General features: G+C 48.2%; 21 protein-coding genes and 2 tRNA genes. 7 read left to right on the top strand and 16 right to left on the bottom strand.

Annotated features, from left to right (window positions below; genetic code table 11):
• Positions 1-70: 70 nt before the first annotated feature.
• Both ACO0LK_RS04755 and ACO0LK_RS04750 read right to left on the bottom strand, forming a co-directional pair.
• On the bottom strand, positions 71-1,321 hold the full coding sequence (locus ACO0LK_RS04755; protein ID WP_422972685.1) for an MFS transporter: 1,251 nt from the start codon (positions 1,319-1,321) through the stop codon (positions 71-73).
• 114 nt (positions 1,322-1,435) lie between these two features.
• Positions 1,436-2,635: an FAD-dependent monooxygenase gene (locus ACO0LK_RS04750; RefSeq protein WP_422972683.1), complete on the bottom strand. Its 1,200-nt coding sequence runs from the start codon at positions 2,633-2,635 to the stop codon at positions 1,436-1,438.
• Between the two features lie 292 nt (positions 2,636-2,927).
• Between ACO0LK_RS04750 and ACO0LK_RS04745 the strand changes: the two genes are divergently transcribed.
• The gene (locus ACO0LK_RS04745) at positions 2,928-3,488 is read left to right on the top strand and encodes a TetR/AcrR family transcriptional regulator (RefSeq protein WP_422972681.1); all 561 of its coding nucleotides are present in this window, start codon (positions 2,928-2,930) and stop codon (positions 3,486-3,488) included.
• 36 nt (positions 3,489-3,524) lie between these two features.
• On the opposite strand, the gene ACO0LK_RS04740 is transcribed toward ACO0LK_RS04745, so the two are convergent.
• Positions 3,525-4,133, bottom strand: coding sequence for a TetR/AcrR family transcriptional regulator (locus tag ACO0LK_RS04740; RefSeq protein ID WP_422972679.1), 609 nt, complete (start codon positions 4,131-4,133; stop codon positions 3,525-3,527).
• A 75-nt stretch (positions 4,134-4,208) separates the two neighbouring features.
• Positions 4,209-4,517: a hypothetical protein gene (locus tag ACO0LK_RS04735; RefSeq protein WP_422972677.1), complete on the bottom strand. Its 309-nt coding sequence runs from the start codon at positions 4,515-4,517 to the stop codon at positions 4,209-4,211.
• Here ACO0LK_RS04735 and ACO0LK_RS04730 point away from each other — a divergent pair.
• Complete coding sequence (locus tag ACO0LK_RS04730; protein ID WP_422972675.1) at positions 4,506-5,972, top strand: 2OG-Fe(II) oxygenase; 1,467 nt, start codon at positions 4,506-4,508, stop codon at positions 5,970-5,972. The two genes, ACO0LK_RS04735 and ACO0LK_RS04730, sit on opposite strands and share 12 nt — an antisense overlap.
• 146 nt (positions 5,973-6,118) lie before the next feature.
• On the opposite strand, the gene ACO0LK_RS04725 is transcribed toward ACO0LK_RS04730, so the two are convergent.
• Genes ACO0LK_RS04725 through ACO0LK_RS04715 form a run of 3 tightly spaced genes read right to left on the bottom strand, consistent with a single transcriptional unit; the run spans position 6,119 to position 9,412 of the window.
• The gene (locus tag ACO0LK_RS04725; protein ID WP_422972673.1) at positions 6,119-7,024 is read right to left on the bottom strand and encodes a M48 family metalloprotease; all 906 of its coding nucleotides are present in this window, start codon (positions 7,022-7,024) and stop codon (positions 6,119-6,121) included.
• Positions 6,996-7,520, bottom strand: a complete 525-nt coding sequence (locus ACO0LK_RS04720; protein WP_422972671.1) for an SH3 domain-containing protein — start codon at positions 7,518-7,520, stop codon at positions 6,996-6,998. Before ACO0LK_RS04720 ends, ACO0LK_RS04725 begins: the two co-directional genes overlap by 29 nt.
• The gene (locus ACO0LK_RS04715) at positions 7,517-9,412 is read right to left on the bottom strand and encodes a CHASE2 domain-containing protein (RefSeq protein ID WP_422972669.1); all 1,896 of its coding nucleotides are present in this window, start codon (positions 9,410-9,412) and stop codon (positions 7,517-7,519) included. The genes ACO0LK_RS04720 and ACO0LK_RS04715 overlap by 4 nt, the downstream gene beginning before the upstream one ends.
• A 145-nt stretch (positions 9,413-9,557) precedes the next feature.
• On the opposite strand from ACO0LK_RS04715, the gene ACO0LK_RS04710 reads away from it, so the two are divergent.
• A complete protein-coding gene (locus tag ACO0LK_RS04710) occupies positions 9,558-9,746 on the top strand; it encodes a hypothetical protein (protein WP_422972667.1) in 189 nt (62 codons plus the stop codon).
• A gap of 59 nt (positions 9,747-9,805) precedes the next feature.
• On the opposite strand, the gene ACO0LK_RS04705 is transcribed toward ACO0LK_RS04710, so the two are convergent.
• A complete protein-coding gene (locus ACO0LK_RS04705) occupies positions 9,806-10,555 on the bottom strand; it encodes an SDR family oxidoreductase (RefSeq protein WP_422972665.1) in 750 nt (249 codons plus the stop codon).
• A gap of 229 nt (positions 10,556-10,784) precedes the next feature.
• Here ACO0LK_RS04705 and ACO0LK_RS04700 point away from each other — a divergent pair, with 229 nt between their 5' ends.
• Together ACO0LK_RS04700 and ACO0LK_RS04695 are read left to right on the top strand one after the other, a co-directional pair.
• Positions 10,785-11,687 (top strand): LysR family transcriptional regulator, encoded by a 903-nt coding sequence (locus tag ACO0LK_RS04700; protein WP_422972663.1) that lies wholly within the window; start codon positions 10,785-10,787, stop codon positions 11,685-11,687.
• Positions 11,688-12,045: 358 nt separating this feature from the next.
• Positions 12,046-13,170, top strand: a complete 1,125-nt coding sequence (locus tag ACO0LK_RS04695) for an acyltransferase family protein (RefSeq protein ID WP_422972661.1) — start codon at positions 12,046-12,048, stop codon at positions 13,168-13,170.
• 29 nt (positions 13,171-13,199) lie between these two features.
• On the opposite strand, the gene ACO0LK_RS04690 is transcribed toward ACO0LK_RS04695, so the two are convergent.
• Positions 13,200-14,219: an amidohydrolase family protein gene (locus ACO0LK_RS04690; protein ID WP_422972659.1), complete on the bottom strand. Its 1,020-nt coding sequence runs from the start codon at positions 14,217-14,219 to the stop codon at positions 13,200-13,202.
• A 373-nt stretch (positions 14,220-14,592) separates the two neighbouring features.
• Between ACO0LK_RS04690 and ACO0LK_RS04685 the strand changes: the two genes are divergently transcribed.
• Both ACO0LK_RS04685 and ACO0LK_RS04680 read left to right on the top strand, forming a co-directional pair.
• Positions 14,593-15,048: a RidA family protein gene (locus ACO0LK_RS04685; RefSeq protein WP_422972657.1), complete on the top strand. Its 456-nt coding sequence runs from the start codon at positions 14,593-14,595 to the stop codon at positions 15,046-15,048.
• A 163-nt stretch (positions 15,049-15,211) separates the two neighbouring features.
• Positions 15,212-16,219 (top strand): hypothetical protein, encoded by a 1,008-nt coding sequence (locus ACO0LK_RS04680; RefSeq protein WP_422972655.1) that lies wholly within the window; start codon positions 15,212-15,214, stop codon positions 16,217-16,219.
• Positions 16,220-16,363: 144 nt separating this feature from the next.
• Here the strand turns inward: ACO0LK_RS04680 and ACO0LK_RS04675 are convergent, their stop codons facing one another.
• The 7 genes from ACO0LK_RS04675 to ACO0LK_RS04645 all read right to left on the bottom strand — a co-directional run bounded on the left by ACO0LK_RS04675 (position 16,364) and on the right by ACO0LK_RS04645 (position 19,875).
• Positions 16,364-16,882 (bottom strand): hypothetical protein, encoded by a 519-nt coding sequence (locus ACO0LK_RS04675; RefSeq protein ID WP_422972653.1) that lies wholly within the window; start codon positions 16,880-16,882, stop codon positions 16,364-16,366.
• A 183-nt stretch (positions 16,883-17,065) separates the two neighbouring features.
• Positions 17,066-17,854 (bottom strand): TIR domain-containing protein, encoded by a 789-nt coding sequence (locus ACO0LK_RS04670; protein WP_422972651.1) that lies wholly within the window; start codon positions 17,852-17,854, stop codon positions 17,066-17,068.
• Positions 17,855-17,942: 88 nt separating this feature from the next.
• Positions 17,943-18,242: a hypothetical protein gene (locus ACO0LK_RS04665; protein WP_422972649.1), complete on the bottom strand. Its 300-nt coding sequence runs from the start codon at positions 18,240-18,242 to the stop codon at positions 17,943-17,945.
• The gene (locus tag ACO0LK_RS04660; RefSeq protein ID WP_422972647.1) at positions 18,239-18,493 is read right to left on the bottom strand and encodes a hypothetical protein; all 255 of its coding nucleotides are present in this window, start codon (positions 18,491-18,493) and stop codon (positions 18,239-18,241) included. Before ACO0LK_RS04660 ends, ACO0LK_RS04665 begins: the two co-directional genes overlap by 4 nt.
• A 224-nt stretch (positions 18,494-18,717) precedes the next feature.
• Positions 18,718-19,170 carry a DUF4760 domain-containing protein gene (locus tag ACO0LK_RS04655; protein ID WP_422972645.1) on the bottom strand — a complete coding sequence of 151 codons (453 nt, stop codon included), beginning with the start codon at positions 19,168-19,170 and terminating at the stop codon, positions 18,718-18,720.
• A 460-nt stretch (positions 19,171-19,630) separates the two neighbouring features.
• A tRNA-Leu gene (locus ACO0LK_RS04650) sits at positions 19,631-19,723 on the bottom strand.
• Positions 19,724-19,801: 78 nt separating this feature from the next.
• Positions 19,802-19,875, bottom strand: a tRNA-Cys gene (locus ACO0LK_RS04645).
• Positions 19,876-19,953 lie beyond the last annotated feature (78 nt).

Genomic DNA, 19,953 nt, shown 5'->3' with positions numbered 1-19,953 from the left:
GATGGCAAGGCGTTCAGATTTAGTTGATTGAGATGCTTTGAGTTGGTTGAAATGCTTTGAAGTGCCTTGATCAGGCAGGCACAGCTGCAGGTGTCGCCACCATGCGGTGGATGAAATACATCATGACAGCAGTCAGCAGCACGGTGCACACCAGAATATCGCCCAGCAAATCAAAATGCAGTATCGCACCACCAGCAGCAGGCTGGCTGACGATCATACCGGCAACCACAGAACCTACACCGCCGGCGATTTGCTGCAGCGATGAATTGATTGCCATGAATGCGCCTCGGCTGTCAGCGGCCGGCACAGCCGACATCATTGCCTGGGCCGGGATCATGCGTGAAAAAATACCGACAAACAGCAAGACATTGACCAAAATGACCATAGGCAAAGGCGTGACACCAAGACGGGTGTAGATCACAGCCATGATGATCGTCATCGCAGCACCGAACAGAAATACGCGATATTTGCCAAACTTGTCACTGAGCTTGCCAACCAGAGGGCCAGTAATGATCGCACCAAATCCTGTGACCAGATAAATCATCGGCAATTCCTTCATCGAAATACCCAGATTATTGACGGAAAAGGCGCTGCTGAACGGCATCAGCATATAACCGCCTATGCTCAAAAATCCTGTTGCAGCAAATGCCAGCAAATACCTGGGTGTTGCTACCGTGTCTCTCAAATGATGGAAAGGGTTACGGTCAGACTGCAATTTCAAATGCCCATCGATCGGCTTGAGGTTAACAATAATGATGACGCCGACAATCGCAGCAATGCCCACGATCATCATGAAAGGTGCATGCCAGCCCCAGTGCGCAGACAGATACAGGCCAATAGGCAAGCCCAGGATCTGGCTACCGGCAAAAGCCGTTTGCAATACACCCATGACCCGGCCACGCATACTGAAAGGGAACAAGTCTGTCGTAATCGCCATCACGATGGCACCAATAACGCCGCCAAACAGACCCGTCACGATACGTGCAAATAACAGGAAGTAAAAATTAGGCGCAATCCCGCACAGGAAGGTACCCAGGATAAAGCCGCAATAAAAAAACATAAGCAGCTTTTTACGGTCAAAACGATCAGCAAAACCCGCTGCCGCAAAACCGGCGATACCGGCGCTAAATGCGTAGGCAGATACCACCACCCCAAACTGTGACGGCGTGATATTCAATGCTGGCATCAAGATCGCACCCAGCGGTGACATGATCATGAAATCCAGAATGATCGTGAACTGTAAAAACGCCAATATGGCGAGAACAAATTTTTGATAGCCAGTAAACTGCGTTGGCGGCGCGGTAGAAATAGTTTGAGTCATGTGTTCTTTCTTTTGCATTGAAATTCAGACTCATGGTCTGAGTTCATATTTTTTATTTAGCTTACTTATTTAGCTTACTTATGTCGCTTATTTATGTCGCTTATTTATGGATATTTAAGCAGCTTCCCTGAAGCCCTCTTTTTGCAATAGCACATCCTGATTTCCAGAAAAAAATTCCCTGAAAAACGGCACTGCCTCATAAGAATGAAAGACCCTGGTAAATTTCAGCGTTTCTGCTGCGGTTTCTGCATTGCGTTCGCGCATCTCGGTTTCATAAGCGGCGATAGCGGCATGCATATCCAGCTCCGGGTTCAGCAACTGACTGGCCAGCACCAGCGCATCCTGCATTGCCATATTCACGCCTTCACCTGCATACGGCGGCATGACATGGGCAGCATCACCCAGCATGGTCAGGTTGGACAAAGATGGCCAGCTTTGATGAACAGGTGCACAGAATTGCGGACGTGGTATGAAAGGCAGAGTCGCATGTCTGAACAATTCTGACCAGATATTACTCCAGCCCTTGAATTCCCGCCCGAACCAGGCGAGCACCTGATCGCGGTCAGAAAAATCAATCCTGCATTCCGTAGACCAATGCTGATCCGCCTTGTGACCAGTATAAAAAGCCACGCTGCCATCCCCCTTCAACACGATGAACAGAGTCTTTTCATCGTCAAGCACACATACTTTCCCACCGTCCAGCAACTCATACAATTCCGGAATAGCAGTTGCTACGTCAGCGACAGTACCTTCCAGCACCGTCACACCAGAATACTCTGGTGCAAGCGAAGTAATATAAGGACGTATTTTTGAATTGGCACCGTCGGCAGCAACGACTAAATCAGCAGTAAATTTGTCGCCGTTTTCAAATGTTATTTCAACCGACTCGTCTGTCCTTTGCAAAGAGGAGAAACGGGCATCCCACACCACCGTATCATCAGCCAGCGAAGCCAGCAGCAAATTCCTTAAGGGGCCACGATCAATTTCTGGCCTGTCGTTACTCTCTGGACCAAGCTCATCGATGATGACTGCTGCCTGTGCGTCCACAAACAGCATTTTCTCGGCACCCGGACGATATGCCAGCTCAAACGCATCCATCAAACCGGCTGCACGCAAGGCGGACAAACCTGAGCCTTCGTTCAGGTTCAGGGTTGCGCCCTGCACTCTGGCAAACTGATTGACGTCCCTTTCAAACACCTTCACTTTCGCGCCTTGCATTTGCAACAGACGCGCCAATGTCAGCCCGCCTGGCCCTGCACCTATGATGGCAATCTGCTTGTCGTGTATTGGACTTTGCTTATGGATTTTTGTCATTGCGGTCATTCCGGTTTTTATCCATTTCATTGCATGCTCTTGCACGGGCGTGCCGATATTGCTGCTGAAAGGATAGACGTTTTGAAATTGCGAATATTGCAGCAGAGCCGAAGATATTCCCGAAGAAATTCTATAAATGTCAGAAATCGGCAAGCTGAACACTGCCTTGAGTCGCACTATAATTTAACCAAATTAAAAAGTAAAGTCACTTAATTTATTAATTGAAGCAATAATTGAAGTGACAAATATGTTAAAATGCGCCAAATGATAAAAACAGAATTAGGGGTCTTTGATGGGACTGAGGGAATTAAAGAAGGCAAAAACCAGGAAGATGATTTCTGATCTGGCAACCAGGCTTTTCATGGAAAAAGGCTACGACGAAGTCACAACAGCAGAAATTGCCAGACTGGCAGAAGTATCAGTACCGACCCTGTTCAAATACTTCCCTACCAAAGAAACCCTGGTATTTGATGAAGAAGCAGAGCGGGAAGCAAGATTGATCTCTGCCGTCACCGACAGGAAAGAAGGCGTATCCATACTGGACGCCTTGCTTGAGCATTTCTCAAGCTATATGGCTTTTGATGCGAAAAAGAAAAAAGAAATCGATGCCTTCAGAAAGCTGATTTATTCCGCGCCAGATTTACATGCCTATGCAAAACAAATCTGGATGCGCTATGAAAAATCACTGGCTGTCGCGCTACAGCAGGAAACAAAAAATAAATTGGAAAAAGCAGAAGCCGAAGCCCTGGCCCACTTTATTCTGGATGCTTTCCACCGGTCGAAAGATGCCGAAAACCCCAAAGCCTCCTTGCATGCCTTGTTCAATATGATGAAGAATGGCTGGAAGGAGTAAGCCTCTGGCGCATCCTTCCATCATTTGCAAGATGATTCAGACTAATGCCTGAGCCACCAGGCTGTTTTCTATAAATGCCCTGGCGGTCGCTGCTGCATAGCCCTGCGGCATGACATCCCCCGCTGCGCTGGCGAGCTGAAACGCTCCCTCCATAAAAGCCAGCAAGCCTGCTGCCAGCCCCTCTACCCCATCAGTAACCCTCTTCTGATCTTGCAGACATGCCGTCAATAAAGTCTGTATCAAGGCCAATTCGGCAGCAATAGCTTCCTGAAACACGGCGCGCACTTCAGACTGCCTGACAGCTTCAGCACCAATCACTACCCAGGCAGACACCGCCTCTGGCATGGCACCCTCCCCTTTTGCCAGCCTGGCCTGAATATAGGCAGACAGCTTTTCTTGCGGCGTAGTAGCGCTGGCGGACAACACCTCATAGCGTTCACGCGACAGACTGGCCAGAAACTTCACCAGCGCAATCAAAATTTCACCCTTGCTTTTGAAATGATAGTGAATCAGGCCAGATGCCAGTTCCGCTTTTTTGGCGATAGCCAATATCGTCGCCTTCTCATAGCCCTGCTCTGCCATGACCGACAACAGGGCAAACACGATTTCCTGGCGACGCTGTTCCGTATTTGATTTTCTCGACATCCTCGTCTCTTTCCTGATGCAAACCCTGGCCATTAGACTTCGGGCGGACTCTCTGCCTTATGACAAATTAGCAAATCAATGCAAAGGCCACAAATTAATTTTGGTTGAATAACCAAATTTTACTTGGTTTTTCATCAAAGCTGACGTATTCTTTATTTTAAGTTGGTTGTACAACCTATTTAAAATGAAATTATCATGACTACCATGCACAATAGACAACAGCCGAACAACAGCAATGCTGCGAGCAATGCCAATGGCAAGGTTATAGACAAGGCTATAAACAAGTCTATAAACAAGGCCCAAAGCAGCATCGCAACCTACACGATGCTGCCAATGTTTGAATTTCCCCTGCCCCGTGAAGCTGGCTTTTGCATGCTTATTCATGATTTTTTATCCGCTGAGGAATGTCAGCACTACATATCCCTTGCAGAAAACACCGGCTTTCAAGGTGCAGAAACCGATTACCCGCCGTCTTACCGCAACAACGACAGGCTGGTGATGGACAATCCCTTGCTGGCTGCACGCCTTTTTCAGCGACTGAACCAGCAACTGAACACGCGCCTGCAAGACAACGAGCAGGCCGCTGACATCCGCACCATCGAAGACTGGCAACTGCACGGCATCAATGAACGCCTGCGCTTTTGCCGTTATCGCCCCGATCAGCAATTCAACATCCACCAGGATGGCGTGCACTTTCGCGATGCAGGCTATCAGTCGAAACTGACATTCATGATTTATCTCAGCGACGAAGCCGATTTTTGTGGTGGCGATACAGTGTTCTTTGATGCCGGCCCAGAATCCACCGCTGCCAAAACGGGCATATTGGGACGCGTCACACCCAGAGCCGGCAGCCTGATCCTGTTTGACCACAGCTTGTGGCACGCAGGTGAAGTCGTCACCAGGGGCGTGAAACACATCATGCGCAGTGACCTTATGTATCGCCAGCAACAAGCAGCCAGGCACGCAGAGGACAAAACCGCATTCACACCTGCCCATCAAGGCTATGTCTGGGCCATGGCAAAGCTGCCACAAGGCCGCATTGCCAGTGCAGGCCGGGATACCAGCATACGCATCTGGCAAGACGACGGCAGTCCGGCGAATGTATTGCGGGGACACAGCCAATCCGTACTCGGGCTGGCGGTCAGCAATCAGCACCAGTTAGCATCGGTATCACGCGACCGCAGCCTGCGTTTGTGGAATCTGGAAACCGGCCTATGCGAAAAAACCGTGCATGCCCATGATGCCGCAGTGCTTGGCATTTGCACCCTGCCAGGGTCTGGCCTTGCCACTTGCTCGGCAGATCACAGCATCAAACTCTGGTCCGATGAAGCCACCCATGTGGCCAGCCTGCATGGACACACAGGCTGGGTGTGGGCAATCTGCCCTGCGTCTGACAGCTTATTGGCGAGTGCATCAGAAGACGGTACGGTACGCCTGTGGAACATCCAGCCAGAGAAATGTATCGCCGTACTGTCTGGTGACATAGCATTGCGCTGCCTTGCAGTTTCTCTGGACGGCAACAGTTTGGTGACTGGTGATATGAATGGCATGCTGACTGTATGGTCTGGATTATTGACGAAACCGACCATCACCCTTAAGTTGCGTGCGCATGACGCCGCCGCGCGCAGCATATGTTTTCTGTCTGCCGATGTACTGATCAGCAGCGGCGAAGACAAATGCATCAAGTTATGGAATACCCATAACGGCGAGCCGATCTGCACCAGCCGCCACGATAATTTTGTCACCGATATTCTGGTGCACGACAAAGGTAACTACCTGAGCTGTTCTTATGACGGCAGCATACGCATGCATGCTGCGCCAAGCGACGAGCCTATGTAATGTATGCACGGAAAGAGCTAGAAATTATCCCGATACAAACATCAATTCACCACATGAACAGCAAGCCATTAAAGCAAAACGCCCATCAATGACGGGCGTTTTGCTTGATGCATGCGACCAAGCAGATCGCTTTTGGCACATCAGATTCAGCGACTGAACTCTTTGGAACGTTCAGAAAACGATTTGCCGACTGAGCCATTGCTGGAATCAAAACGGCCATTCATGGCTTTACTCAGACTATCGAGGCGATCTGTAGGCGTGGGATGGGTTTCAAACAGCAGCGTAAAACCGCCATCACGCGGGTTTTGTGATTGCAGCGTCTGCAAAACACCAGGCAGACCGTAAGGATCAAAACCGGCACGGGCAGCGATTACGACGCCGATACGGTCGGCTTCGTATTCGTCACCTTTGTCGAGCCCTTTGGAATAAACGTCTTTAAAAAGACCTGCAAAATATGACCTGAATTCCGCAGGCCCTTTTTTAACATTTTCTGCGATTAAATCTGCGGTCCCACCTGCAAGAGCATTGGTTTGAATTGCATTCAAATAATGCTTGCGTATCACATGCGCTATCTCGTGTGATAAAACACCTGCCAATTCAGATTCACTGCGCATGCGTGCAAGCAAACCCTTGGTGACAAAAATATTCCCTCCGGGCGTTGCAAACGCATTGAATCCATCATCATCCAGCACGCCAAACGCCCATGGCAAATCAGGACGCTCAGTTTGCATGGCTAGCCAGCGACCCAGCGTATTAATATAACGATGCAATGCCGGATCATTTAACAGGGGCTTGGCACCCAACAACGAAGCAGCAAAGGTATTACCAATTTCAATTTCTTTAGACTCATCGATCCCCATGCTGTCGATAACAGGTTTAGCCTTGTCGAGCAGGTTACCGGCGGGACCCATTTTGCTTTTAGCGGCATCGATTGCCTTATTCAAGAAATCAAACTGCGCCGCCGCTGAACCAGACAGCGTCAAAGCAAGGCATGCAACGGCAAATTTATGTAATCTACGCATCTTAATTGCCCTCCCGCTTTCCAGCCGCACCCTGGCCAGAATAATCGACATTGCTTGCCACCAGTTTTGAACGCTGGGCAAATGCCTGGGCAGTGTTTTTATCGACTGCAAATTTTTGCATTTTCTGTAGCTCGGCATAATTCGGCGATGCGCGTTTCAGATCTTCTTTATCCAGACCCTTGACACCTGTACCCACAGTGCTGGTATTCGAAGTACGCCCCGACGTTGCCAGTGAACCCAGCAAGCTGCCACCATTCGAAGGTGCAGCAGTGCTGGCACCCGCGGTGGCTTCCATGCGCAGGTCCAGCAGTTTTACCCAGCCAGATTGGCCGTTGGCGGTTTTCACCTGCGCCCAGCCACCAGAACGTTGCAGTACATCAAGCCTGGTCTGGTTAGGCAGCGTGGTCACGGTGGCAGAATCAAACTGCGCCTTGTCGCGCAAATCTGTGCTGCGCTGGGTGTAGGCACTTTCAGCTCCGGCACTACCTGCCAGCAGCATGCTGGTGATTAAAATCGGGATTCTCATGCACTTTTCCTTATAGGCTCATACAATTCTACTTCCGCGACCCGGCCTTTGACCGCAAAAGCCCCGCGCAACTCAAAATCAAAATCAAAAGCAGACTTTGACTGTGCACAAGCCTGTACCGTTTCCCTGGTCACCAGCACCCGCGCAACCCCCTTGGTCAAACCTTCTACCCGGCTGGCAAGATTGACGGTATCGCCAATCGCCGTGTAATCGAGCTTGCGTTTAGCACCAATAAAGCCTACCACAGCAGACCCCGTGTGTACACCGATGCCCACATCGAAGTCGACCAGGTCAGACCCGTCTGCCTGTAATTCCTGCCGGAAAGCCAGCAGATTGGCCTGCATTTCCATGGCAGCGGCAACTGCATGTCTGGCGTGTTCAGCATCATCCAGCGGTGCTCCCCAGAAAGCCATGATGCAATCCCCGATGAACTTATCCAGTGTGCCACCATGCCGCCACACGACTTCAACCTGATGTTCAAAATAACGGTTAAGCAGTTTCACCACTTCATCCGGGGACTTGCTTTCAGACAAGCTGGTAAAGCCGCGTATATCTGAAAAAAGTACCGATATCTGCCGCGTCTGACCGGATAAACTTTCGACGGTTTCGCCGTGGTCCACAATTTTTCGCACGACTTCCGGGTTCAGGAAACGACCAAACAGCGATACCGTCCTGTCACGCGTGCGGCGTTCACGCAAAAATCCGGCAATGGCCGCCGACAGAAACCAGGCCCAGGCAAACACCAGTGGTGTAGCCATGGGTAACATCAGGTGATGGTTGATCATGCTGTCCGCCAGCAGCAAAGCCAGCGCCGTTACCACCAGCAACAGGCTACCTGTCAGGACTGGGTTGATGCGACGCCTGAAGGCAAATACCAGGCCAGCAATCATGCATAGTCCAATGGTAAATGGCCAGACAGCAGTCACATCACGGATAGTGCGCCCGTTTTTTAAATTGTCGATCGCCACGGCCAGAATATCCACACCCGGATACCCGGCATCCAGCGGCGTCAGGTGATGATCAAAGGCTCCCGCTGCCGACGAACCGATAACGATGATTTTATTCTGGAAGCGCTGCTTCAATTCAACCAGCGCGGCAGGCGACAGGTCCGGCATTTCTTCAGTCAGCTTCTTGAACAGATCGGCATAGGCATAACGCTGATGGCCTTTTTCTGGCCACAACAACTGAAAGTCTTTTCCTGCTGGCAGGTGGCCATTCAGATCGGCCACTACCCTGGCAGGCATCGACGGTATTTTCCAGCCATTGACATCGATGTGCAGGTGATAGCGGCGCACCACACCGTCGGCATCAACCAGACTGTTCACCAGCCCCAGACGCCAGGCCTTGCGCTCAATAGCATAAGGTAATTGCAGGGTGGCCCGGGTTCCCTTGCTGCCAGGCTGCGTAATGGCAAAGACATCTGCGACATCCTGCAAGGCGACATCGGCCACATTTGGAGAAGGATTGAGCTGCAAGACTTCAATATAGGTATGTGGCAATTGCTGGATTTGCTGCGATAGAAAAGCATCACTCATGGGCTTTTCCTGGTCACGCTCATGAAAATTTAGGTCAAACACAACCGCACGCGGTTCCAGCGTCGCCAGGGATTCCAGCAAAAAACCGTGTATCTCGCGCTTCCAGGCCCACAGACCGGCAATTTTTTGCATGCCCAGCATGCTGGCGTCATCAATATCCACCACCACGATATCCGGATCGGCCTTATAGCCTGGTGCGTGGTGCCGCAGATACACATCCCCCAGCCGCGATTCAGTCGTCGCCAGCCCATGCAGACCAAATAATTCCACCGCCATCGCCAGCACCAATAGCAAGGTCAGCGCCGCATACCAGCGCGTCGTTGCATTATTGATGAAGGGGAAGAGTTTTTTTAGCATGCAGTATGAAAATCAACAGAATGAATTCTTGATCAGGTATCGTTTTTTGTTGCATTATATATTTACCAACTAAGCATAGTCTAATCTGTACTGCATTCTGGTACAAAACTGTGGCAACCGTGACATAAACAAGATAATCCCTGCCATGCTACAACAACTAATCGCGCATGCAAGTACAGCCAGAGACCCTGGAGTAAGGGCAGCCAGCGCAAGCACCGGCCTTGCGCCTGCCCGGAACCTTGCCTGGCTGCCTGCTGATTTACCTGGCTTGCCAGGCGAGCTGGCTGGACAGAGAAACCGTGGCCGCACTGTTCTGCCCCAATCACGCACGTGACGAAGCACGACACCAAAACACAAGTACCTGTGGATGATGACGTGCGCCGGCATCAATACTTAAATCTGCGCAACGCCGCCATCCACGAACAATTCGATGCCGTTGATAAAACCGCTGTCATCCGATGCCAGAAAAGTGACTGCCTTGGCGATTTCACTTGCTTCACCCAGGCGGCCGATGGGTACCAACGTCGATAAATGGGCAAACAGGCCCTCGGTATGTTCGGGTGGCACCAATCCACCCAGACCAGGGGTGCGTATTGGGCCCGGGCTGATCGCGTTGATGCGAATATGACGTGGTTTCAGGTCCAACAACCACGAACGGGCAAAGTTACGCACCGCCGCCTTGCTGGCGCTATAGACACTGAAGTTTTCAGTACCCTTGGTGGACGTGGTAGAAGCAGTCAGGATGACGGAACTGCCATCCTTCAGCAGCGGCAAAGCCTTTTGCACGGTAAACAGCGTGCCCTTGACGTTGCTGTTGAAGATACGGTCAAAATGCTCTTCCGTGATAGCGCCCAGCGGCATCATGTCACCACCACCGGCATTGGCGAACAGAATATCCAGGTGACCGGCCTTGTTGCTGATCTCTGCATAGACGCGATCAAGGTCATCCATGCTTGATACATCGCCGCGTATGCCCACTGCATTCTGCCCTATGCTGGCAACCGCCGCATCAAGCTCGGCCTGACGACGGCCAGTAATAAAGACCCTTGCGCCCTGTGCTGCAAATTCCTGTGCTGTTGCCAGACCTATGCCACTGGTACCGCCGGTAACCAATGCTATTTTGCCTTCCAGTTTCTTGCTCATGATGATGTCCTTGTTGATGTCAATAATGTGAGTTTTTGCAGCACCCGCCGCAAAGTCGCTGATATCTGATGCGATGAACTCACTTTACATCCACGACATTATTGAATAAAGTACGTAAATTCGAATACATTATTCACACATGTAAATAATCGACGCATGAATAATTGAAGTTTCTATCCACTGAACGATGTCCCGGACATTTTTTCAGCAGCACAGCAAGGGAGCACAATTGGATCAGTTACTGGCAATCAAGGCATTTGCACGCGTGGTTGAGGCGGGCACGTTTTCAAGGGCGGCTGATTCACTGGACATGCCCAAGGCAACAATGACCAAACTGGTGCAATCGCTGGAAACCCATCTGGGTGTGAAGCTGCTGCAAAGGACTACGCGCAAAGTGTCTGTCACGCCAGATGGTGCCGCCTATTACGAAAAAACGATGCGGCTGATGAAAGACCTGAATGATATCGACGCCAGCTTTGGGGCCGCACAAACCAGGCCCAGCGGACACCTGAGAATAGATGTGGGTTCGTCACTGGCAAGTCTGGTGATCATCCCTGCCCTGCCTGATTTCATGGCACTGTACCCTGATATACAAATTGACCTGGGCGTCAGTGACCGCCATGTAGACCTGATCAGTGACAACGTCGATTGCGTCATACGCGGTGGCGAACTGACCGACCTGTCCCTGGTCGCCAGAAAAATTGGCAGTACCACCTGGATCACTTGCGCAAGCCCGGCCTACCTCAAAAAATATGGCAAACCCAGGCACCCCGAAGACTTGCGCACAGCCCACAAACTGGTCAACTACCTGTCTGCCCGCACCGGCCGCGTGCTACCCATGCAGTTTGCCAAAGGCGCACAAAGGATAGAAATCAACGAAGCCCATGCCTTCGGCGTCAATGAAAGCAGCGCCCACCTTGCTGCCGGCCTGGCCGGGCTGGGTATCATTCACACCTTTAGCTATATGGCGCAAACACATATCGACAATGGCCGCCTGCTACCCATACTGGAAGACTGGAAACCACTAGCCTATCCCTTCTACGTGGTGTATCCACCCAATCGGCATTTAAGTAACCGCCTCAGAGTGTTCATAGACTGGATTGCGGACAGGTTTGAACACTTGTCGAAATGACGCAGCAATGCAATGATGCAGTGAACATTGTGAAGCGAAGCTCTCACCAGACATACAATTACATCTGTCAGGGTATGGCGCTTTTTTTGCGAACGCACTTTGCTGCGTTGGCAATTTTAAATATCAGCAAGTGGTGCAAAAAGTCTATTTAATGTGATCTGCATTGCTGACTTCAAGCACATCGTCTTATACAATGACCAGACAATCAGTTTACCTGAATACGTCTTTATATCCAGGCGAATGCATACCCTGCTTCTGATATCAATTCTGGGTGTGAAGTACAAACAAAAAGCCCAAAAAATTTCAGCCCTGCTATCACAGCGCTTATCTTTTATTTCTTAAACAGATCACCCACTTCATGACCCAGAAACGTATCAACGGGCTAGACACCTTGCGTGCCATTGCCATACTGCTGGTATTGATGTCGCACTACTGCGGCTTTGTCAGCAAGCACCAGACCTTTGGCTTTGCTGGCGACATAGGCTGGGCAGGTGTGGATTTATTTTTTGTGCTAAGCGGCTACCTGATAGGCAACCAGCTCATGTCTGGCATCGCTAATGGGGAGCCGCTGTCGCTGAAGAATTTTTTTGCCCGGCGCCTGCTACGCACCCTCCCCAATTACTATGTGGTACTGGCAGCTTACTTTATTTTTCCGGCAGCGCTGAGCGGACGCAGTACTTCACCCCTGTGGCAATTTCTCACGTTCACACAAAACATAGGGCTGGAATACGGGCAGACATTTACCCATTCGTGGTCGCTGTGCATAGAAGAACAGTTTTACCTGATCCTACCGATAGTCAGCCTGCTCCTGCTACGGCTCAAAAGCCCGCTGTGGCTGGCCTGGGGTCTGCTCATTGCGGCAATTGGTGGTGGCATGCTGTTTCGCGGCATGGCATTTCTGGACGGTCATCCCGCGTTTGACGCGCAGGTTTATTATTCCAGCTTTGGTCGCTTTGATGAATTGCTGCCTGGCGTTGCCATCGCCATGCTCAAGAATTTTCATACGGGTTTATATGACAGACTGATGCGCCACGGCCAGGCACTACTGGTCACCGGCCTGCTAGCCACCTGCGGTGTTTTGTATTGCATCAACAGCGACGACTACAACAAACTGCTGATCGTCAACTCTTTGGGGTTTTCACTCATCGCCATCAGCTTCGCCATCCTCACCCTGGCTGCACTCAGCCCCAACAGCTACCTGCACCGCCTGCGTCTGCCTGGTGCCGCCCAACTGGCGCTGTGGTCGTATGCCGTCTACCTAGTCCACAAACCCGTATTCATGCTGATAGGTGCAGAACTGGCCAAACGGCATATCAACGCCAATGCGCCACTGACTATTGTTCTGGTGACTGCTGCCGGGATATTTGGAGGTTGGTTGCTGTACAGATTGGTAGAGACGCCGTTTATGCAACTACGGGCGCGTTGGTTTCCAGTCAAAGCCAGGCAAACACAGACTGGCCAACTGGTTCAACGCCCCGTTTAGTTTAGTTTGGTCTGAGTATAAATATCTGCTTATGGCTCACCCAGTTTTTGATGGCGCGCCATTTCTTCAGGACTCAATCTCAAAAACCGCGCCGCATTGTTGTACAAGATATCCCTCTTTTGGTCAGCACTCAGGAAAGGGGCATTTTCAATCACCTTGACCGAACGCTCGATCACGCCAGGCCATACCATCTGGTCAGACCCGAACATGACGCGTTTGCCAAAACCTGCATTGACGATCGCCTGCAAGTATGAATAAAAAGCTGCGGGCGGCTGGGTAAATACGATGACACCAACATCCACATACACTTGTGGATGTGCGTAAAGAACCGCCAGCATGTCATCAAGTTTGGGGTAGCCAGCATGCATGATGTAGACGCGCAGTTTTGGATGTCGCACCAGAACTTCTTCTATCGTCAGGGCACTATGCAGTCGCGCGCGATAGTTGACACTGCCGAGGTAGATAACTCCTGGTGGACCAGTGCCGATATGAATACCAACCGGAATATCCAGCTCTTCCGCCAGCGACCAATACGGTTCCATGCGTGGATCGTCAGGCGCTATGCCGGCATATTGATTGGTGATTTCGCCCAGTACCGCGAGCCGCCCCTCCTTGTTCAGCGCACGCATGTCGTCCGGTGTAGCTTTAGATATGCCAAGTTGAAACTCAAGCCCGGGAATGAACCTGCCGGGCGCAGCATTACGCCATGTCGCCACGCGCTTTGCAGAGCCACTCAACACACCAACGATGTTCAGTTTTTCCATCGCTGCAATGGTCTCGTCCATCAGGGCCTTATCCGTCAAAGGCGACCAGACCGGATCTTTGCACGGCGGTTTTTTGAACATTTCCATAAACACGTCAACGTAAGACGACTTGGCAGGGTCCCATGCAGGAAAATTGGCGATAGGCGTACACATACCCAAGGGCGGCGGCCCCTGATCACCCGCGCCCATCGCATGCATATGCACGTCAATGATAGGCGGGCGTACCTGGGCAAACAGCGAAAGAGGCAAAAGCAACATCACAAGCAAAATGAGGCGAAATTTCATATCATCCCCTGCAATAGTAGAATAAATAACAACTATTAAACTGCGATTAACATCGGCCGGAACTGGCTGCTGCTGGCTAATTGTACTAAAAAGCTGATGTTAATTATTAAATAATATGCACCCCACTCTTTATTCCTCCAAAAATAGAAGAATCATCAAAGAATTGATGGGTTTTTGCTCATTGAAGTTACTTAAAATGCAATATACATAATCGAATGGAAATGCGACAAATGATGCTACAATAACAATATTCACGTAAAAGAACAAAGATAAAACAAACCTGATTTCTAGGCCGATCATTTGCACTGCAAATTACAGCCCGCATCAGCATTAAAGCAAGCCCGACACCGCCTCATCCGAAAGGAGCACGACTTTGGAAAGACGCAGCTTCTGCATCAGCGCCGCAGCGTTTGTCGCTGCCATACAATCCCCAGCATCCTACGGAGCATCCAACATGAACAGACGCGCCATCAATCCTTCAAAGACTGGCTGGGCACACGGCCACGAGGTATCCAACCCTTCACGCATCCTCTTCATTAGCGGCCAGGTACCAGAAGCGAGCGACGGCACCGTCCCAAAAGATTTCAAAGCCCAATGCCGCCTGGCCTGGGCCAATGTAGAAAAACAGCTAGTAGCAGCCGACATGACTCTCAACAACATCGCCAAGATGACGATCTTCCTGTCTGACCGACGCTACATCCAGGAAGCCTACGAAGTGCGGGCAGAGGTACTTGGCAAGAACACTGTGCCACCGGCGATGACCATTCTTATTGCGGGTATTTATGATGAAGCTTGGTTGCTCGAGATTGAGGTGATTGCGGTTGCGTAGGTCAAACTACAAACACTGTCTTTTCAATAAACTACATTCAATAAGAATAACAAGTAAATTGTTGCTTTGATATTTTAATTAAATAAATTGCATGTAATTATGAATTGCATTTTTAATATTTATTAAAAACTTCTTTTGCTGTACCTGAAGACAGGACCTGACCATGACGACAGATATCACCACAGGCAGCCCATCGGGCAATGTTCCAGAAATTAAATCTATCGAGTCTGAGATAAAAAAAATCATCGCCACTAAAGATATAAGTGAATTACTTGATAACAGCTTTGTTGAATACATGTTGAAAAAAAAGGTTCAACAGATTCTTTTGGAGTTTCTGAAAATGTTGAAGTATCCGCTAACTGTTTTAGTAGGATTACTTATCTACTTTGGTATTGACGCAAAAAAGGAATTCTCCAAAGCACTTGAAAGTGTCAAAACTCTTCAAGACAACATTGTTACCTCAGAGAAACAATTAAAAGAACAGGACGAGCTTCAGAAAAAATTAATCGACAACCTGCGACAAGAAATTAAGATGGCAAAAACGGAATCAAAAGATATAGCAAAAGATCTAGAAAAAGAACTGAAAACTGAAGTTAATGACCATAAAAAATTTATAGAAGAAAATCATTTTAAAGCCATAGCTAGCGCGACACAACTTCAAATGGAATCTGAAGAGCTCAAAAGACTATCAAAGTCAAGCGATGATAAATTGAATAAGGTTCAAACCTCAGCAATCGAAACACAGAAAATATTTGAGTCTATTAATGCTGAGACGGTTTCCTTGAAAGGGTCACTGGAAAATCAAAAGCGCTTACTTGGCGCCTCAGTTGTCGAGTTTTTAACACTTAACTCTAACACTCAATCGGTCACATTGAAGCTACCTAAGAAAGACTTTGGTGACTATCTAGTTTATTTTAAGACACCTGGAATTAAAGATGCATTCGAGTTAGTGTATAACGTCGACGGCGAAGATTACTCCCAAAGAATTGCCAAAGAGGATAAGTTAACCTGGCACAATATTAAAGGAACTAATCGTCAGTACCAAATGAGACTTGATAATTTGTTCAGCGCACCCAGAGCCCCAGATTTTGTGACGATTCGCATTCGATCTAACGATGGATTGTCTGCAAACGACTCACCACCTAAGATACAAGAGGTTGCAAATAAATAATAATCCATCACAACATCACCGCATTGGTTTATTTGTAGACAATCAAGCGATGTAATTGCTGCCTGAGCAAACCACACAGATGCAGTCCTACTGACTCCAGACTCGAGTTATTTCCAAATAGCAGATCAACATAGATCTCCATCCCTATTCCTTACCAATTTCGCGTGTGCCCTTGACGTCAAATGGCGGTTGGTAGTTAGTCAACCCAATTTCGCGAAGTGCGTCTGATTCTGGCACGTTGGTAATAGCCCATTTATGACTCGCAGATATGAAGACGCTTTTATATCCGGGCGCCATACCAAAACTCTGAAGTCCTATTGTCAGGCGGTAGTAGCGCGTTTCACCTGGCTCTAATTCAATTGAGAATTGAATTGTATCCTTGGCGTTATCCATTCCGGCCCAATGCTGCTTGAACAGATGGGTGCCGGGCGGAAGATAGAATGCCGTATAGCCTTCTTTGTTGAGCGACGCGACTTTGGTACCATCAACATAAAAGTAGCTCTGGATTCCACCAAAAAAGATCGCATCAGGACGATAAAGGTAAATGAGTACCTCATTTTTGGTTGGCTGGGTGGCCACGCTAAACTTGGGGCCGGTGGCAGAACAAGCGGAAAGCAAAAGCGTTATGAGGAGCGAAAATATCGGACGGGCGAAGTTCTTCATAGCAGATTGATTATTGGGTGATCGAAAAAATTGGCGCGACTATTTTTTCGTTACGAGTACCCCGCAAAACCCTAATTTCATTGGCTTTACGGTGTTATGCAGAATTGCGTATGTAGTGGATGGTGCCGAGGCCAGAATAGGAACCTGTAAAAATAACGGAAGCTATTACTTTACTTCCTCAACCTATTTAATCTTGAATATGTCTTCATTTTTAAGCAAGGTGTCTACGCCAAGTTCGGTTATCGAATAAACGTAGTAATCACTCCCATATTGATCGTCCGTCTCAATAGCCTTATCCAGCAGCCCTAAGCGCTCTAATTTAACTGCGGCGATTTGGAGTAATGCCTCACTTTCGACTTTAAAATTCGTTGCAATCCTATGAAATGGCAGTCCTGAAGGATCACTAGTTTGACTTTGTAGACAATTCGCCAAAAAATGAAAATCCAGTGCAGTTAGTTCATAACTAGTGGGATTTGCAACAAACTTTCTTGTTTCCGATGGGCTTACATAATCAATTAAGCCAATTCGCTTAGCCTCAGATTTGATAAGTGAACATGCTTTATTTGTCGCAGAAACTAAATCGCCATCCGAACGTTCAGAATCATAATCAGCTGGATTTACTCCTAAAAGATCGGTCGGTAAATGCATTGCGGCATCACGCGGCTTTAATATGAATGAGCGCGACTTACCGATAGCGCCTATGAACAATCCCATCTCAAAAATCACATTATCTCGCACCACATGTTCATCTTTTTTTCTTATGATTGCAATGTCGTCAGGAGCAAAAATAAAAAGAGCAAAATCTACAGTTGATGATTTTTCCACCAAATCGTCAACTGTCGAAGAGGAAAGTTTGAATGTGCCATTCTTCCAAATAGTTACTTCAAAATCGTGATCTAAATTAACGTTTACAGCTTCGGCAATTTTTACACTTTCACTCGAAGAGGCAATAAATAAGCGCGGCTTTCTCATCTTTATTCTTCTATTAAATTATTTTCATCTATGAAAATCAATCTCTTTGGCGAGAATTCTTGATTGACGTTACGGCCCTCTCAAAAGATCACGACTTTTTGCCAAATAAGTAGCCAAGTATTAAGGTAATTATTGGAGTCGAAATCTTCAAATACTCTGGAAGAGGTATTGCACTTGGATAAAGTAATATGACACCTCCGAATACGAATATCAATAACATTACTAAACCTGCTATGTTAGTTGGGGCGTTACTAGCATCACCAAAGAGCAAGCCCAAGATACCAGAAGTCTGGCGAATCCTTTCAGATTCAAGCCCATAAAGTTCTGGGGATGCTGGACCATAGGTCGCATCATCACTTTGGGATTTGATCTCTTTCTGCTCAGTCATATCCAATTTGATGTAGTAGGTTTAGTCAGAATTCCTAAAGCATGGATTGAAATATTTCCGCAATGTGAACATGCTACCAACACTGTATGCACATCTTGCTTTTGACTCAATTGCAATAATCCTGAACCTGTTGTAATTACTTCCACTGTTTGCTCACCAACGACTTCAAAACTCGTATTATTGCATCTTGAACATCGATTACTCGCACCTTTAATCTTCAAAGCATTTGTTATTTCAGGGATACTTGGCACTATGATTTACTCCTTAAATTATCTGGTTGACGATACCGGTTCTAAAATCATATGACCAAGATATCATCATGCATATATACTAGCTTCAACTCGATTTGAATTTCAACAACGATTACCAATGCGCGAGTAACACTCACCGGTGCATGAAGCCTTCCGACACAGAGGTTCCTGAATACCGCCGCACAGAATTTTGACTTCAAGTCGCAAATTAAGATTTGTTGTTTTTAAAAGCGTTTGACTATGCTCGTGAAATGATGCCACAGATCGGGAGTGCGCCTCATACGTACTTCTTTCAACAATGGCTCAGCAACATTGTGGCACTTCGTCATACTGTATCGTAAGTCACTAATCAGATTGAACGGCACTACACCGTAAGAAACAGTAAGCGCAACCAGATCATAAGCGGCGCAAACCCTTTCGGCGGCTCTCCTCTCTTCGGTAGTCCAATCTTTAAAAAGCTTGCCACTTTCACCTAAGGTCAATAACGTGCTGCGATCTTGCCGAAAAGACTCTTCAAAGACGAACGTATGTATTGCAAATAGGTTTTGCCCAAGGGTCGCCTTACGCATAGCTAGAAGTTGAAAGTAGTAGACCATAAACGTCGCAATAACAGCCACGCCAATAACTACTTGCAAAAGAATATACCACGCGTTAAACACCTCAGTAGTCATCGACATATGCTGTCCTGTGATTTTGTGATAAGCGAATTGAATTCATAAATTATGCATTATATTGCATAAAAAATGCATAAAACACAATTCAATTATACAATTAGCTTGGCTTTTTAATTTCTCGCAATATCTATTGCAATTTGACAAAGAACGAATATATGCCGCATTGACTTTTGCATTTCGGCGTTAGCTCGAACGATACCTGCCGAGTCAGCTCGCTGATTAATCTGGCAGAATGTATTACCATAGTTGGACGACTACACTTGATCAGGGTCAAGTCATAATTCGTTGATTGAAATTGTAAAAAGCACACTCCCATGGTGGAGTTTGCGGAGAAGCTCCGGGGGAAACGGAAATCGCGTCTTATAGCGGCAAGTTGTGAATATACGAACCCAACAAAAAACCCCGCAAAGCCCTGATTTCATTGGCTTTGCGGGGTTTTATGAGGATATGCGATGTAAGTACGTGGTGCCCGAGGCCGGAATCGAACCGGCACGCCCGCTATTAACGAAGCGGCGGATTTTAAGTCCGATGTGTCTACCAGTTTCACCACTCGGGCCCACTACTACAACTATACATTAGCGAATGGCTAATGTCAGTTCTGAAAAAAAAGCGCTCTAAAGCGCTTTTTTGTATTTGGAGGCGGGGGTCGGGATCGAACCGGCGTCTACGGCTTTGCAGGCCGCTGCATAACCACTTTGCTACCCCGCCAGGGGTGCTACTCAGCATCTGGGTGATTTTCATCACGCGTCATTATCGCTGAAATGCGGTGCAACTTGAATAAAAAAG

The organism is Undibacterium sp. Ji49W, from assembly GCF_049340205.1.
In the GTDB taxonomy this organism is placed as follows: Bacteria; Pseudomonadota; Gammaproteobacteria; order Burkholderiales; family Burkholderiaceae_D; genus Undibacterium.
This window is presented reverse-complemented; position numbering and strand designations above follow the sequence as displayed.

What these genes read in the sequence shown, in the direction of transcription:
- ACO0LK_RS04755 (WP_422972685.1), bottom strand. Translation starts at nt 1,321, where the DNA reads ATGACTCAAACTATTTCTACCGCGCCGCCAACGCAGTTTACTGGCTAT.
- ACO0LK_RS04750 (WP_422972683.1), bottom strand. Translation starts at nt 2,635, where the DNA reads ATGACAAAAATCCATAAGCAAAGTCCAATACACGACAAGCAGATTGCC.
- ACO0LK_RS04745 (WP_422972681.1), top strand. Translation starts at nt 2,928, where the DNA reads ATGGGACTGAGGGAATTAAAGAAGGCAAAAACCAGGAAGATGATTTCT.
- ACO0LK_RS04740 (WP_422972679.1), bottom strand. Translation starts at nt 4,133, where the DNA reads ATGTCGAGAAAATCAAATACGGAACAGCGTCGCCAGGAAATCGTGTTT.
- ACO0LK_RS04730 (WP_422972675.1), top strand. Translation starts at nt 4,506, where the DNA reads ATGCTTATTCATGATTTTTTATCCGCTGAGGAATGTCAGCACTACATA.
- ACO0LK_RS04735 (WP_422972677.1), bottom strand. Translation starts at nt 4,517, where the DNA reads ATGAATAAGCATGCAAAAGCCAGCTTCACGGGGCAGGGGAAATTCAAA.
- ACO0LK_RS04720 (WP_422972671.1), bottom strand. Translation starts at nt 7,520, where the DNA reads ATGAGAATCCCGATTTTAATCACCAGCATGCTGCTGGCAGGTAGTGCC.
- ACO0LK_RS04715 (WP_422972669.1), bottom strand. Translation starts at nt 9,412, where the DNA reads ATGCTAAAAAAACTCTTCCCCTTCATCAATAATGCAACGACGCGCTGG.
- ACO0LK_RS04710 (WP_422972667.1), top strand. Translation starts at nt 9,558, where the DNA reads ATGCTACAACAACTAATCGCGCATGCAAGTACAGCCAGAGACCCTGGA.
- ACO0LK_RS04705 (WP_422972665.1), bottom strand. Translation starts at nt 10,555, where the DNA reads ATGAGCAAGAAACTGGAAGGCAAAATAGCATTGGTTACCGGCGGTACC.
- ACO0LK_RS04695 (WP_422972661.1), top strand. Translation starts at nt 12,046, where the DNA reads ATGACCCAGAAACGTATCAACGGGCTAGACACCTTGCGTGCCATTGCC.
- ACO0LK_RS04690 (WP_422972659.1), bottom strand. Translation starts at nt 14,219, where the DNA reads ATGAAATTTCGCCTCATTTTGCTTGTGATGTTGCTTTTGCCTCTTTCG.
- ACO0LK_RS04680 (WP_422972655.1), top strand. Translation starts at nt 15,212, where the DNA reads ATGACGACAGATATCACCACAGGCAGCCCATCGGGCAATGTTCCAGAA.
- ACO0LK_RS04675 (WP_422972653.1), bottom strand. Translation starts at nt 16,882, where the DNA reads ATGAAGAACTTCGCCCGTCCGATATTTTCGCTCCTCATAACGCTTTTG.
- ACO0LK_RS04670 (WP_422972651.1), bottom strand. Translation starts at nt 17,854, where the DNA reads ATGAGAAAGCCGCGCTTATTTATTGCCTCTTCGAGTGAAAGTGTAAAA.
- ACO0LK_RS04665 (WP_422972649.1), bottom strand. Translation starts at nt 18,242, where the DNA reads ATGACTGAGCAGAAAGAGATCAAATCCCAAAGTGATGATGCGACCTAT.
- ACO0LK_RS04655 (WP_422972645.1), bottom strand. Translation starts at nt 19,170, where the DNA reads ATGTCGATGACTACTGAGGTGTTTAACGCGTGGTATATTCTTTTGCAA.